11 protein-coding genes are annotated in these 14,701 nt (G+C 70.0%); all 11 read right to left on the bottom strand.

Annotation, left to right across the window (positions count from 1 at the left end):
• Positions 1–42: 42 nt before the first annotated feature.
• Positions 43–1,113: an aspartate-semialdehyde dehydrogenase gene (locus tag AAY78_RS08765; RefSeq protein ID WP_046747907.1), complete on the bottom strand. Its 1,071-nt coding sequence runs from the start codon at positions 1,111–1,113 to the stop codon at positions 43–45.
• A gap of 180 nt (positions 1,114–1,293) precedes the next feature.
• Positions 1,294–2,574 carry an aspartate kinase gene (locus AAY78_RS08760; protein WP_046747949.1) on the bottom strand — a complete coding sequence of 427 codons (1,281 nt, stop codon included), beginning with the start codon at positions 2,572–2,574 and terminating at the stop codon, positions 1,294–1,296.
• Between the two features lie 105 nt (positions 2,575–2,679).
• Positions 2,680–3,597 carry a DMT family transporter gene (locus AAY78_RS08755; RefSeq protein WP_046747906.1) on the bottom strand — a complete coding sequence of 306 codons (918 nt, stop codon included), beginning with the start codon at positions 3,595–3,597 and terminating at the stop codon, positions 2,680–2,682.
• Positions 3,594–4,187, bottom strand: a complete 594-nt coding sequence (recR, locus tag AAY78_RS08750) for a recombination mediator RecR (RefSeq protein WP_046747905.1) — start codon at positions 4,185–4,187, stop codon at positions 3,594–3,596. The genes AAY78_RS08755 and recR overlap by 4 nt, the downstream gene beginning before the upstream one ends.
• Entirely contained in the window at positions 4,187–6,520 is a 2,334-nt protein-coding gene (locus tag AAY78_RS08745; RefSeq protein ID WP_197077682.1) for a DNA polymerase III subunit gamma and tau, read from the bottom strand. The genes recR and AAY78_RS08745 overlap by 1 nt, the downstream gene beginning before the upstream one ends.
• A 45-nt stretch (positions 6,521–6,565) precedes the next feature.
• Positions 6,566–9,073, bottom strand: a complete 2,508-nt coding sequence (locus AAY78_RS08740) for a glycoside hydrolase family 65 protein (RefSeq protein WP_046747903.1) — start codon at positions 9,071–9,073, stop codon at positions 6,566–6,568.
• On the bottom strand, positions 9,070–9,828 hold the full coding sequence (locus AAY78_RS08735) for an HAD-IA family hydrolase (protein WP_046747902.1): 759 nt from the start codon (positions 9,826–9,828) through the stop codon (positions 9,070–9,072). Before AAY78_RS08735 ends, AAY78_RS08740 begins: the two co-directional genes overlap by 4 nt.
• Positions 9,829–9,928: 100 nt before the next feature.
• Entirely contained in the window at positions 9,929–11,149 is a 1,221-nt protein-coding gene (locus tag AAY78_RS08730; RefSeq protein WP_046747901.1) for an acetate/propionate family kinase, read from the bottom strand.
• Positions 11,146–13,278 (bottom strand): phosphate acetyltransferase, encoded by a 2,133-nt coding sequence (pta, locus tag AAY78_RS08725; RefSeq protein WP_046747900.1) that lies wholly within the window; start codon positions 13,276–13,278, stop codon positions 11,146–11,148. Before pta ends, AAY78_RS08730 begins: the two co-directional genes overlap by 4 nt.
• 64 nt (positions 13,279–13,342) lie before the next feature.
• Positions 13,343–14,035, bottom strand: a complete 693-nt coding sequence (locus tag AAY78_RS08720) for a hypothetical protein (protein ID WP_052748705.1) — start codon at positions 14,033–14,035, stop codon at positions 13,343–13,345.
• The gene (locus AAY78_RS08715) at positions 14,032–14,640 is read right to left on the bottom strand and encodes a rhomboid family intramembrane serine protease (RefSeq protein ID WP_046747899.1); all 609 of its coding nucleotides are present in this window, start codon (positions 14,638–14,640) and stop codon (positions 14,032–14,034) included. The genes AAY78_RS08720 and AAY78_RS08715 overlap by 4 nt, the downstream gene beginning before the upstream one ends.
• Positions 14,641–14,701: the final 61 nt, after the last annotated feature.

Here is a 14,701-nt window from a genome sequence, read left to right as displayed (position 1 = left end):
CGGCCGGTTCCACCAGACCTCTTCCACATGACGGGGATACCGTCAGGCTATGACCGCCAGGCGCTCGGCCAGGATCTCGGCGATCTGCACCGCGTTCAGCGCGGCGCCCTTGCGCAGGTTGTCATTGCTGAGGAACAGCACGAGCCCCTTGCCCTCGGGGGCGGACTGGTCGGCACGGATGCGACCCACGAAGCTCGGGTCCTGCCCCGCAGCCTGCAGCGGCGTCGGCACCTCGTCGAGCACGACGCCGGGAGCGGAGCTCAAGACCTCGCGTGCACGCTCGGGCGTGATGTCGTCGGCGAACTCGACGTTGATCGACAGCGAGTGCCCGGTGAAGACCGGTACGCGCACGCAGGTGCCGGCGACGCGAAGATCGGGGAGTTCGAGGATCTTGCGGCTCTCGTTGCGGAGCTTCTTCTCCTCGTCCGTCTCGTTGTCGCCATCCTCGACGAGGTTGCCGGCGAAAGGGATGACATCGAACGCGATGGGCGCGATGTACTTCTCCGGCTCGGGGAAGTCGACCGCGGATCCGTCGTGCACGAGGCGCAGGGTGTCGCCCTGGGCCAGCACTCCCTCGACCTGACCGAGGAGCTCCTGGGCACCGGCGAGACCGGACCCGGAGACGGCCTGGTAGGTGGAGACGATCAGACGCTCGAGACCGGCCTCCGCGTGCAGCGCCTTCAGCACGGGCATCGCGGCCATCGTGGTGCAGTTCGGGTTCGCGATGATGCCCTTGGGGCGCTCGTCGATCGCGTGCGGGTTGACCTCGCTGACAACGAGCGGCACCTCGGGGTCCATGCGCCAGGCGCTGGAGTTGTCGACGACCACGGCGCCGGCTGCGGCGAATCGGGGTGCGTAGGCACGGCTCGCCGTGGCACCGGCCGAGAACAGGGCGATATCGATCCCCGCAGCGTCCGCGGTCTCGACGTCTTCCACGATGACGGTGGCGCCGCCGAACTCGATCGTCGTGCCGGCAGAGCGCGCGGACGAGAACAGCCGCAGATCGCGGATCGGGAACGACCGCTCGGCGAGAATCTCGCGCATCACGGTGCCCACCTGGCCGGTGGCGCCGACGATGGCGACGGAGAGTCCTGAATCGGAGATGCGGGTCATGATGTTCCTTGGCGTCGTGCGGTACTGCGTACGAGGCTTCGGGCGCGGCGTCGGGGTGCTGAGGCTGCGCCTGGCGCCGGTGTCAGGGTTGCGGTGAGTCTACCGCGACCGGAAGGAGTGCCGGCTCTCCGCTCCCCGCACTCGAGTCGTCGGCAGGAAAACGAGGGGGAACGGCAGAGATCAGCGGCCGGTGCCGGCGTGGACCGTGGCCTCGGCGTCGCCGTCGAGCCCATAGGCGGTGTGCACGGTGCGAGCGGCCTCGGTGAGGTCGGTGTCGCGGAGCACCACGGAGATGCGGATCTCGGAGGTCGAGATCATCTCGATGTTGATTCCTCCGGCGGAGAGCGCCTCGAAGAGCGTCGCGGAGACGCCGGAGTGCGTGCGCATGCCGGCCCCGACGACCGAGAGCTTGCCGATCTGGTCGTCGTGGATCAGGTTCTGGAACCCGACCTCGGTCTGCTCCCCCGCGAGGGCCTTGAGGGCACCGGCGGCATCCGCCTTCGGCACAGTGAAGGAGATGTCGGTGCGTCCGGTCGCCGACACATTCTGCACGATCATGTCGACGTTGGCGCCCGACTTCGCGACGATCTTGAAGATCTCGGCGGCCTTGCCCGGCACGTCGGGCACGCCCGCGACCGTGATCTTGGCCTGGCTGAAGTCGGTGGCGACGCCGGCGACGATCGGTTCTTCCATGACTGCTCCCTCGGCTTCGCGAGGGTTCTTCATGCCCTCGCCCAGAACGTACGTGCCCTCGGACGACGAGAAGGTCGACCGAGCGTGAATGAGGACCCCGTGGCGGCGTGCGTACTCGACGGCGCGGATGTACAGCACCTTGGCCCCGTTGGCTGCGAGCTCGAGCATCTCCTCGCTCGAGACGTGGTCGAGCTTCTGCGCCTTCGGGATCACACGCGGATCGGCGGTGAAGATGCCGTCGACGTCGCTGTAGATCTCGCACACGTCGGCGTCGAGCGCGGCGGCGAGCGCGACGGCGGTGGTGTCGGATCCTCCACGACCGAGGGTCGTGATGTCGCGGGTGTCGCGGTTGAAGCCCTGGAACCCGGCCACGATCACGATCGCCCCTTCGTCGAGGGCTTCACGCAGGCGCACCGGCGTCACGTCGACGATGCGGGCGGCACCGTGCTGCGAGTCGGTGATCATGCCCGCCTGGCTGCCGGTGAAGGAGCGCGCCTCGAAGCCCATCGAGTGGATCGCCATGGCCAGCAGCGCCATCGAGATGCGCTCTCCGCTGGAGAGCAGCATGTCCAGCTCGCGCGGAGCAGGGATCGGTGCGACCTCGTTCGCGAGGTCGAGCAGCTCGTCGGTGGTGTCGCCCATGGCGCTCACGGCGACCACGACGTCGTGTCCTGCGCGACGCGTGTCGACGATGCGCTTGGCGACGCGCTTGATGCTCTCTGCGTCGGCGACGGATGAGCCGCCGTACTTCTGCACGATGAGGGCCACGATCACTCCCTGGGATGATGGGCGGATCCGCCCACGCTCATTCTACGATCGGCGCGTATGCCCCGCCGCGCATGTGACACCTGCCGGGTGCGCGGCGAGCAGGCGTCAGAGCGAGGGCGGGAGCGCCTGGGGCGAGACCGGACGGAGGCGGCCGCCGGTGGCAGCGAACCAGCATCCGACGATGATCAGCGGGAAGCCGAGCAGCAGACCGGGAGTCAGGGGTTCGGCGAGGACGATGGCACCGAGGATGATCGCGACCACCGGATTCACGTAGGTGAACAGCGGGGCGCGCACAGGTCCGACCTCACGGATGAGCGCGAAGAACGCCAGGAACGCCACCGCCGTGCAGATCACTGCGAGTGCGAGAAGCGCGACGATCGACGGCAGCGTGGGCACCTCGTGCTGGGTGAGCGCTCCGATCGGCAGATAGAGGATCCCGATCATCAGCAGGGACAGGGTGATGGTGCCGAGCGAGGGGACGTCGTTGAGCTTGCGCGCCACGATGAACGGCGCGATCGCGTACAGCACGGCGACCAGGAGCACCTCACCAGCGGCGAGAAGGCTGACCTCGCCGCCGAAGAGTCCAGGACCGGCGACCACGACTGCCACGCCGACGAAGCCGACCAGCAGTCCGATGCCGCGGGCGGGCCTCAGCACTCCGCGGTCACCGCCGCCCAGGGCGATCAGGGCGGCGAACAGCGGCACCGTCGCCACGAGCAGACCGGTCATGCCCGAGGGCAGCGTCATCTCGGCATGCCCGAGCAGCACGAAAGGCCCTGCCATCTCGACGGCACCGAAGGCGAGCACCCAGGGCCAGTGCTTCAGAGCGGCTCGCAGCGCTCCGCTGCGGATCGCGAAGGGCAGCAGTAGGAGAGCCGCGATGAGAGTGCGCCCCGCCACGATCGCCGGCGGGGAGAACGACTCGACAGCGACGCTGATGAACAGATACGGCACTCCCCACAGCAGCGCCATGGCCCCGAAGAGGAGCCAGCCGCGCCGCGAGAAGCCCGCGTTCGGGCTCACAGGATGCGCCGGCCCTCGAAGGCACGACCGAGGGTGACCTCGTCGGCGTACTCGAGGTCTCCGCCGACGGGCAGCCCGGAAGCGAGGCGGGAGACCGTGATCTGCATCGTCGTGAGCAGACGGCTGAGGTAGCTCGCGGTCGCCTCCCCCTCGAGGTTCGGGTTGGTGGCGAGGATGACCTCCTGCACCGTGCCGTCGGCGAGGCGTGTCATCAGCTGGGCGATGCGCAGATCGTCCGGACCGATGCCGGCGATGGGGCTGATCGCTCCGCCGAGCACGTGGTAGAGCCCGCGGAACTCCCTGGTGCGCTCGATCGCCGCGACGTCTTTCGCGTCTTCGACCACGCAGATCAGCGCCTGGCTGCGGCGCGGATCGCGGCAGATGGCGCAGCGCTCCTGCTCGGCGACGTTGCCGCAGACCTCGCAGAACCGCACGCGGGTACGGATCTCGCCGAGCAGCTCGGCGAGACGCGCGACATCGAACGTCGGCGTCTGCAGGATATGGAATGCGATGCGCTGGGCGGACTTGGGCCCGATACCGGGAAGCCGTCCGAACTCGTCGATCAGCTCTTGGACGATGCCGTCATACATCAGGAGAACCTCGTCGGGGGCTCGTAGGGCTCTTCGCGCACGAACGTCGCGCCGAGCACCTGGCGGATCACGGCCTCACCGTAGCGCTGCACTCCCCCGGCGGAGGGCTGGCGCTCGACGACGACCGGCGGGGCGGCGGCGACAGCGGTGCGCTGCGTCTGCGGCGCGGACCGCGCAGGAGACGCCTGCCGCGGGAGCGGCGACTCTGCGGGCGGCTCGTACGAAGGGTCGTACGGCGGCTCATCGTCGAAGGCCGGAGCCTCGTCATCGCCGGGCAGCGGGGGCTCGTCTCGGTCCACGGCACCGTCGGAGGGGGGCGCGGGAGCCGAAGCGGCAGCCTCGACCTCTTCGGGCTCGTCGTCGACGGCGAGGGGCGCCGTCGGAACCGGAGCCTGGTTCACCGGCCGCTCGGTCGCGGTCGGGATCGGCGCGACAGCCCATTCCGTCACCGCCGAGGCGGAGGCGCTGCGGGACTGCGGACGGGGGGAACCCGCTGACGCAGGCTCCGATGCGGGAGCGGCATCCGCCGGCGTCGACGCCCCTGACGGCGAGGGCTGACGCGGAGCACCTCCCGCCGGCATGGGCGCCGGCAGGTACTTCACGCGCACGCCGAGCTCGTTCTCGATCGCCGACCGCAGGTGATCGGAGGGACCGGAGCCGGGGGTCGTGCCCTTGAACTTCGCCACATCGTGCTGGCTGGTGAACCCGAGGGTCAACACCTCGGTCTCGGTGACGTAGGCAAGCGGCTGCACGGCCGTGGCCAGCAACCAGGACGTGCGGCTGATGCTCTCGAGACGCGTGAGCACCGCCGGCCACGCTGCACGGATCCGCTCGAAGGTGACCGGCCCCTGCGGTGCGGCGACCTCGGGGGTTGCTGCTTCGGGAGCGACGCCGGCGGTCTCGTCTGCGCCTCGCGCGCCTTCTCCCTGCTCGTCTGCCGGGCGCTGATCGGCAGGGGCGGACTCCGCCGCGGTGGGCGCCGGTGCCGCGGCAGCGGCGGCGGGCGCCCCCGAAGGAGCGGCGGACGGAACCGATGCAGTTGGCGCCGGAGCTGGGGCTGCCGGGGGTGCAGACGGTGCTACCGCTGCCGGGGCCGGAGTTGCCGGGGCCGGAGCTGCCGGGGCTGGGGCTGCCGCGGCCGGAGCAGCAGTCGGACGGGCGGAAGCCGTGGCCGCGCGCTCGCCTCCAGCCACGGGCGCCGACGCGGCGGTGTCGGTCGCTCCGGCGAGGACGCGCGCGACCATGAGTTCGAGGTGCAGCCGTGGCGAGGTGGCGCCGGACATGTCGTCGAGGGCGGCGCTGACCACATCGGCCGTGCGCGAGAGCCTGGCGGAGCCGAATGCGTCGGCCTGAGCCCGCATGCGCTCCAGGTCGTCTTCCGCGACCCCGCGCAGGACGGCGGAGGCTCCGGGCCCGACCGCCGCGATCACGATGAGGTCGCGCAGACGCTCGAGCAGGTCGTCGACGAAGCGGCGAGGGTCCTGGCCGGTCTGCACCACGCGGTCGATCGCGGGGAAGGCGGATGCGGCGTCGCCGGCCGCGAGCGCGTCGACGATCTCGTCGAGCAGCGCAGCGTGCGTGTATCCGAGCAGGGCGACAGCGCGCGCGTAGCCCACCGTGACCGTCTCGGACCCGGCCGGAGCGTCCGACCCGGCGATCAGCTGGTCGAGGAGCGAGAGGGTGTCACGCGGCGAACCGCCTCCCGCGCGGACCACGAGCGGGAGCACACCCTGCTCGACGATCACGCCCTCCTCGGCGCACAGCTTGGCGACGTACTCGAGCATCGCGGCAGGCGGCACGAGTCGGAACGGATAGTGGTGGGTGCGCGAGCGGATGGTGCCGAGCACCTTCTCGGGCTCGGTGGTCGCGAAGATGAACTTGACGTGCTCCGGCGGCTCTTCGACGAGCTTCAGCAGCGCGTTGAACCCCTGGGGCGTCACCATGTGCGCCTCGTCGAGGATGAAGATCTTGTAGCGGTCGCGGCTCGGGGCGAAGGTGGCCCGCTCACGCAGGTCGCGCGCGTCGTCGACGCCGTTGTGGCTCGCGGCGTCGATCTCGACCACGTCGAGCGATCCACCGCCGGCGCGCGACAGCTCGACGCAGCTCGGGCACACTCCGCAGGGCACGTCGGTCGGCCCCTCGGCGCAGTTCAGGCACCGCGCCAGAATGCGCGCAGACGTCGTCTTCCCGCACCCGCGAGGACCGGAGAACAGGTAGGCGTGGCCGACCCGGTCGCCTCGCAGCGCCGTCATCAGCGGATCGGTCACCTGGGACTGCCCGATCATCTCGCCGAATGCTTCGGGGCGGTAGCGGCGGTAGAGGGCTGTGGTCACCACAACAGCCTACGGCGTGCCACCGACCTTCGGCGGGCCGAGCGGTCAGTCGATCGGTTCGATCACCGGGATCGCCGTGGTGATCACGGGAACGGACGCCGACATGCGCGTCCCGTCCTCGCGTCGGGCGTCGGCGAACTGCCGGAGGGTCGGCCGTCCGGGGATCAGCGGACCCTGATCGGCGAGCGGCACGACGACCTCATCCTCCACCGTCGCGATGTAGGCCGTGTCCCGCACGCTGAAGGGCACGGGCGGCCCGTTGCGCACTTCGACGCGGAGCTCGTCCTTCGTCACCGTCACCCTCAAGGTCGACCCCTGCCACTGCAGCGGGAACGACAGCGACGGCCATCCGGCAGGGAGCCTCGGGTCGAAGCTGAGGTCGCCGGCGTAGTCGCGCATACCGCCGAAACCGCACACCAGCGCTGTCCACACCCCGCCCGCCGACGCCACGTGCACGCCGTCAGCCGCGTTGTGGTGCAGGTCGTGCAGGTCGACGAACAGCGACTGCTCGAAGTACTTCTGCGCGAGGTCCTGGTACCCCACCTCGGCCGCCAGGATCGACTGCACGACGGCCGACAGCGTCGAGTCGCCGGTGGTCAGCGGGTCGTAGTAGTCGAAGTCGGCCTTCTTCTCCTCCGGCGTGAAGTGATTGCCCTGCAGGAACAGCGCGAGCACGACATCCGCCTGCTTGAGCACCTGGAACCGGTAGATCACCAGAGGGTGGAAGTGCAGCAGGAGCGGACGCTGTTCGGCCGGGGTGTTGGCGAGGTCCCAGACCTCGCGCTCGAGGAACAGCGAGTCCTGCGGGTGGATGCCGAGCCCCTCGCTGTAGGGGATGTACATCGCCTCGGCCGCGCGGTCCCAGGCCTCGGCCTCTCCTGGTCCGAGTCCCGTGCGATCGACGAGCTTCACGTAGTCCTCGGGATAGCTCTCGCGGATCTCGCGCACGACCTTGGCCGCGTAGCGGAGGTTGTAGCGCGCCATGACGTTCGTGTACAGGTTGTCGTTGACGACCGTCGTGTACTCGTCAGGGCCGGTGACGCCATGGATGTGGAACGTGTCGATCCCGTCGCCCGCCCCGGTCTCCTCGACCAGACGCGAAGCACGCCAGAACCCGAGCGTCGCCCACAGCCGCGCGGTCTCGATCGCGATGTCCGCGCCCTCGCGGCGCAGGAACTCCTCATCCCCGGTGGCACGCACGTACTTGCCGAGCGCGAAGCTGATGTCGGCGTTGATGTGGTACTGCGCGGTGCCGGCGGCGTAGTAGGCGGAGGCCTCCTCGCCGTTGATCGTGCGCCACGGGAACAGGGCTCCCGCCTCGTTGAGCTGGGCCGCCCTGCGCCGTGCGGCCGGCAGCATCCCCACCCGTGCGCGGAGGGCGTTGTAGGCCCATCGGGGCGACGTGTAGGTGAGGAAGGGGAGCACGTAGATCTCGGTGTCCCAGAAGTAGTGGCCGCTGTATCCCGAACCCGAGACGCCCTTGGCCGGCACTCCGGCGCCGTCGGCGCGCGCCGATGCCTGAGCGAGCTGGAAGAGGCACCAGCGGGTGGCCTGCTGCAGGTCGTCCCGTCCTCCGATCTGCACGTCGCTGCGGTCCCAGAACGCGTCCAGCCACTCCCTCTGACGACGGAACACCGTCTCGACGCCCTCGTCCGCAGCCCGATCGAGCGTGCGCCGGCACCGGTCGACCAGCTCCCTCGGGGGCACGCCACGCGACGTGTGGTAGCTGACGAGCTTGGTCACGGTGATCGGCACACCGGCCTTCGCCTGCACGCGGAAGACGTTCTTCGCGATGTCGGGCTCGACGAGCGTGCGGGCGTTGAACTCGTTCTCGGTCTCCACCACGTGGTCGGCGACCACCGCGACCGTCATCCCCGAATCGGCGACGCGGTAGGACAGCGCAGAGCGCAGCCCGTCCTGCCAGTGCTCGGCGGGCTCCAGCACGCGATCGGCGATCTTCTCGGCCTTGCGGGGGTCGAACGCCGCGGCCTTGGTGCCGATCGGCGTACCGGCGTAGACGCCAGCGCCGTCCTGCCTGTTCAGCAGCTGGCAGCTGATCGTGACCGGCGCATCCGCGTTCTCCACCACGACCTCGAGTCGCAGTACCGCGAGGTGGCGCTCCTCGAAGCTCACGATCCGCTCGTCACGCATCCGCACCCGCTTGCCCGACGGCGTCTCCCACACGACGAAGCGCTCGAGCACGCCGGTGCGCAGGTCGAGGGTGCGACGGTACTCGCGCACGTCGGCGTCGTCGAGCGAGATCGGCTCGTCGTCGACGTACACCCGCATGACCTTGGCATCCGGTGCGTTGACGATCGTCTGCCCGACCTCGGCGAAGCCGTAGGCCTGTTCGGCATGGCGGATCGGCCACGTCTCGTGCAGCCCGTTGATGAAGGTGCCGTGCTCCTGGGCGCCGCGACCCTCGATGTGGTTGCCGCGCAGACCCAGGTAGCCGTTGCCGACCGAGAACAGCGTCTCGCCGACGCCTTCCTCCGAGTAATGCGTGTCGATCAGACGCCACGGGTCGACGGGGAAGCGGTCGCGATCGATCATGCGGACTCCGGGGTCTCGGTGCGGGAGGCGGGAAGGAAGACGGCGAGGTCGCCGACGACGACGGTCGCACCGGCGGCCCGGAGGGCGTCTGCGCCCGTGCCCCGGTCGACGCCGACGACGGTCGCGAAACCGGCTGCGGCGGCGGAAGCGGCGCCGGACGTGGCGTCTTCGACGGCTACGGCGCGGGCCGGGTCGACGCCGAGGGCGGCGGCACCGGCGGCGAACATGTCGGCTGCGGGCTTGGAGGCCAGACCATCGCGCTCGGCGACGACGCCATCGACCACGATGCGGAAGAAGGAGCGGATGCCGGCGGCGCCGAGGACCTCTTCGGCGTTCTTGGAGCTCGAGACCACCCCGAGCGGGATGCCGGCCTCGTGCAGAGCCTCGACGAGGGCGAGCGAGCCGGGATACGCGGCGATGCCCTGACCGCGCAGCGATGCGGCGAACGCGGCGTTCTTGCGGTTGCCGATACCGCACACGGTCTCGGCTGAGGGGTCGTCGTCGACGTCGCCCCATGGCAGCTCGACGTTGCGACTGCGCATCAGGCTCGCCACGCCGTCGTAGCGCTTCTTGCCGTCGACGTAGTCGTAGTAATCGGCATCGGTGTACGGCGGAGCGATGCCCCATCGGGCGAAGACGTCGTCGAAGACGGCCTTCCACGCACGCATGTGCACCTCGGCCGTGGGGGTCAGCACGCCGTCGAGGTCGAACAGCACGCCGTCAGCGTGGAACAGGTCGGGCAGTGCTTCGGGCACAGAGCCTCCAGGAGAAGGGCGATCGTCGGGCCGGCACCTCTCCGTGCCACTGTGCAAGCGTAATGCGGTGACGCGCCACGGGGTAACCCCCGAGAGCGGATCAGAGCAGCTCGGCCGTCTGCCTGGCGATCTGCAGTTCCTCGTCGGTGGGCACCACCAGCACCGTGACGCGAGACGCATCCGTGGAGATGCGCCGGATGCCCCGCTCGCGCGCCTCGTTCCTCGCCCCGTCGATCTCCACACCGGCGAACCCGAGCGTCGCCATGGCCGCAGCGCGCACCGGGGCCGCGTTCTCGCCCACACCGGCCGTGAAGGCGATGACGTCCACTCCCCCGAGCTGTGCGATGTAGGCACCTGCGTACGCACGCAGGCGGTGCACGTAGACGTCGAAGGCGAGGATCGCCGCGTCGTCCTCGGCCTCGACACCGGCGAGGATGTCGCGCATGTCACTGCGCCCCGCGAGGCCGGCGAGCCCGCTGCGGGTGTTGAGCAGGGAATCGAGGTCGTCGATCGACAGGCCGGCGCGGCGCGACAGGTGCACGAGCGCCGCCGGGTCGATGTCTCCGGAGCGTGTGCCCATGACCAGGCCCTCGAGCGGCGTGAGGCCCATCGAGGTCTCCACCGACCTGCCGCCGTCGATCGCGGTCACCGACGCGCCGTTGCCGAGGTGGAACACCAGCTGACGGAGCTCGGAGATGTCGCGGCCGAGGAACGCGGCAGCCGACTCGCTCACGTACTGGTGGCTCGTGCCGTGGAAGCCGTAGCGTCGCACCCGATGCTCCGCGGCGAGCGCGGCGTCGATCGCATAGGTGTAGGCGGCGGGCGGAAGCGTCTGGTGGAAGGCGGTGTCGAACACCGCGACGTGCGGCACCTCGTCGAACACCGCCCGCGCGGCACGGATACCGGCGAGGTTCGCGGGGTTGTGCAGCGGCGCGAGCACCGCGAGCTCGTCGATCTGACGTTCCACGTCGGCGTCGATGAGGGTCGGGGCGTAGAAGCGCGCACCACCGTGGACGACGCGATGCCCGACCGCGACGGGGCGGTGGTCGTCGAGCGAGGGGCCGTGAGCGGCGAACTGCTCTCGCATCACCTCGAACGCCTCAGCGTGGTCGGCGATCGGCCGCTCGCTGCGGAAGGTGGCATCGAGCATCGTCGGCACGGCATCGCCGTCGACGACGGGGCGCACGGTGTGGGCGACCGGGCTGGCCTGCTGACCGATGCGCTCGATCAGTCCGCTCGCGAGGAGGTTCTCCTGCTCGATGTCGATCAGGCTGTACTTCAGTGACGAGGATCCGCTGTTGATGACCAGGATGGCGCTCATGCCGGGTCCTGCGTCTGCTCTGCTCCCTGCGCCTGGATGGCCGTGATCGCCACCGTGTTGACGATATCGGCGACGAGGGCACCACGGGAGAGATCGTTGATGGGCTTGTTGAGGCCCTGCAGCACCGGTCCGATCGCGACGGCGCCGGCCGAGCGCTGCACGGCCTTGTACGTGTTGTTGCCGGTGTTGAGGTCGGGGAACACGAACACGGTCGCCCTGCCCGCCACGGCAGAGTCGGGGAGCTTGGCCTTGGCCACTGCCGCGTCCGCCGCCGCGTCGTACTGGATCGGGCCCTCGACGGGAAGCTCTGGGGCGCGCTCGCGCACGAGAGCCGTGGCCGCGCGCACCTTGTCGACATCGGCACCGGAGCCGGACTCCCCCGTCGAGTACGAGAGCATCGCCACCCGTGGATCGATGCCGAACTGCCGGGCGGTCGTCGCCGACGAGACCGCGATGTCGGCGAGCTGCTCGCTGGTGGGGTCGGGGATCACGGCGCAGTCGCCGTAGACGAGCACGCGGTCGGCGAGCGCCATCAGGAACACGCTGGAGACCACGTTCACACCCGGCTTGGTCTTGATGATCTCGAACGACGGGCGGATCGTGTGCGCCGTGGTGTGCGCGGCGCCGGACACCATGCCGTCGGCGAGTCCGAGATGCACCATCATGGTGCCGAAGTACGACACGTCGGTCACGGTGTCGGCGGCCTGAGCGATCGTGATCCCCTTGTGCGCCCGCAGCCGTGCGTACTCCGCGGCGAAGCGCTCGACGAGGCCGGGGTCGTTGGGACTGAGCACCTGAGCCGCAGCGATGTCGATCCCCAGCTCGGCCGCCCGACCACGGATGGCCGCCTCGTCGCCGAGGATCGTCAGATCGGCCACCTCTCTCGCCAGCAGCGTCGCCGCGGCGCGGAGGATGCGGTCGTCGTCCCCTTCCGGCAGCACGATGCGACGGCGGTCCGCGCGGGCGCGCTCGATGAGTCCGTACTGGAACATCAGCGGCGTCACCACGTGCGCTTCCGCGAGCCCGAGCTGCTCCGTCAGTTCCGTGATGTCGACGTGGGCCTGGAAGAGGGCGAGCGCACGGTCGTACCGTGTTCGCGAGTCGGCGGAGATGCGTCCTCGAGTGCTCATCACCCGGACCGCCGTGTCGTAGGTGCCCAGATCGGTGGTGATGATCGGCACCGACGACGCGAAGCCGTCGAGCAGCTGCACGATGGGCTCAGGCAGCGGGAACGGTCCGTTCAGGATGATGCCGGCGATGCGCGGGAAGGTGCCGGACGAATCGGCCAGCAGTGCGGCGAGCAGCACCTCGGTACGGTCGGCGGGGATCACCACCACGGCCTCTTCGGTGAGCCGCGGCAGCACATTGACCATCGACATGCCGGCGACGACGATCGTCAGCGCCTCTCGCGTCAGCCGGTCGTCATCGCCTTTGAGCAGCGTGCCGTCGACGGCGGCGAGGATGCCGCGGATCGAGGGCGCGACCAGTGCGCGGTCCTCGGGGATCGCCCACACGGGTGTGCTCTCGGCCGGCAGGGCTGCGTGCACGGCAGCGACGATGTCGTCGAGCGCTGCGGGATCGGCGCGGTTCACGGCGACGGCGAACAGCTCCGCACGCTCCTCCGCGAGCTCGGACAGGGCGAGAGCGGCGATCTGCGCGATCGCCGCAGCCGGACGAGCCGTCGTCGTGCCCAGCTGCTCGGCCTGACGCTGTTGGTCGCGGCCGCTGAGCACGAGCAGCACCGGCGCGCCGAGGTTCGCCGCGATCCTGGAGTTGAAGCCGAGCTCGGCGGGACTCGCCACATCGGTGTAGTCGCTGCCGACCACGACCACGGCGTCGCACTGCGCCTCGACGGCCTTGAATCGCGCCACGATCGTCGACAGCGCGGCCTCGGGGTCGGCGCGCACATCGTCGTAGGTGACGCCGATGCAGTCGTCGTAGTCGAGGTTCACCCCGTCGTGGGCGAGCAGGAGCTCCAGGATCTCGTCTCGTTCCGTGACCGACCGGGCGATGGGCCGGAACACGCCGACCCGCGGCGAGACGCGCATCAGGGCATCGAGAGCCCCGAGGGCGATCGTCGACTTGCCGGTATGGCCTTCGGCCGAGGTGATGTAGATGCTCTGCGCCACGGCTTCAGCTTAGGCGCGGCGTCGATGAACGCACCGAGCGTCGCACCGGATCAATTGCCTGGCGTCACTCGCACGGTCCGGACAGGGCGTCGACGACAGCCGTGGCGTCGGCCCCGAACCGGGAGTAGTAGTCGCGGTCGGTGTTGATCTGCACCCGATGGATCGCGTGCGACGGCTCCATCGTCTGCCAGTCGGGGAGCCGTCCGAGCCGCTCGAAGAACAGCGTCGTCGCCGTCGCGGGATCCATCCTCTGCTCGGCGCTGCCCCACCACTCCTGCTGCTGGAACAGTCCGATGCTGGTGGTGCGCGAACCGTCGGGGTTCGTGAATCCGCGCGTCTCCCAGTCGCCGTAGTCGATGTTGCGCAGGCTGCTCTCGCCCATCGCCGTCATCACACCGAGGATCTGCCCGTCCCGTCCGAAGCCGAGCGCCCCCGCCGTGCGGATGATCGTGGCGGCGTTCTCGAGCTGCTCGCCGCTCCAGCCCTCGATCCCCGCCGCGGGGAACGTCTGCGGATCGTCGATGCAGATCGGTGCGGGATCGCGCGCGAGACCGAGCGGGATCAGGACGAAGAGGCCGACGGCCACGATGAGCGCACCGGCGGAAAGCAGAAGGCGCTGCGCGATCTTCCGGCGCCGGAGGCGATTCGCCGCCTGGCGTCGAGCACCGGGCTTGCGCCGGCGCTTCGCGGTTCCTCGCCGCGTCGTCTTCCTCGCCGCCGGCTTGCGCTTCGCTCGCGACGCCGGTGCGGCACTCATACGGGCAGGGCTCCGCGCTCGGCGCTCGGACGGCGACCGACGAAGGCGGCCACGCCGCCGCCGATGGCGCCGAACAGGTGCCCCTGCCAGGAGATGCCCTCGGCGACACCGAAGACGCCGGCGAACATCGATCCCCCGTACACCCCGATCACGACCACGGCGATCACGGCGTACAGGATGCGGTGCGCGACGCGGCCGGGGGCGAACACCCGCATGACGACATAGCCGAAGTAGCCGAACACCAGCCCCGATGCGCCGACCGTGAGTGTGCCCGGCGCGTTGAACACCCAGGTGCCGATGCCGCCGACGAGCGCGACGACGGCCGTGACGGCCCAGAACCGGCGGGTGCCCTCCACGGCGACGAGGCACCCGAGCACCAGGAACGGCACCGAGTTCGCGATGAGATGCTGCCAGTTCGCGTGCAGGAGTGGCCCGAGCACGATGCCCCCGAGTCCGGAGGCGTCCCAGGAGCGCAACCCGAAGCCGGTGAAGGAGCCGGGGAGGATCGCGTCGGCGAACTGCACGACCCACATGGCCACGAGCAGCAGCACCGGTGAGGCGAATCGGCCGAGCGGGTGCTGCTCCTGAGGCGGGGTGACGGTCACCGGACGATTGTCGCAGGTGCAGCCAGGAGACGACTGAGCGTCGGACGGACCCGCCCGCCGG

It is taken from the genome of Microbacterium sp. Ag1, assembly GCF_001005635.1.
Classification (GTDB): Bacteria; Actinomycetota; Actinomycetes; order Actinomycetales; family Microbacteriaceae; genus Microbacterium; species Microbacterium oxydans.
This window is presented reverse-complemented; position numbering and strand designations above follow the sequence as displayed.

Coding starts and splice junctions, on each gene's coding strand:
- recR (WP_046747905.1), bottom strand. CDS start 4,187: ATGTATGACGGCATCGTCCAAGAGCTGATCGACGAGTTCGGACGGCTT.
- AAY78_RS08730 (WP_046747901.1), bottom strand. CDS start 11,149: ATGAGCGCCATCCTGGTCATCAACAGCGGATCCTCGTCACTGAAGTAC.
- AAY78_RS08720 (WP_052748705.1), bottom strand. CDS start 14,035: ATGAGTGCCGCACCGGCGTCGCGAGCGAAGCGCAAGCCGGCGGCGAGG.
- AAY78_RS08765 (WP_046747907.1), bottom strand. CDS start 1,113: ATGACCCGCATCTCCGATTCAGGACTCTCCGTCGCCATCGTCGGCGCC.
- AAY78_RS08740 (WP_046747903.1), bottom strand. CDS start 9,073: ATGATCGATCGCGACCGCTTCCCCGTCGACCCGTGGCGTCTGATCGAC.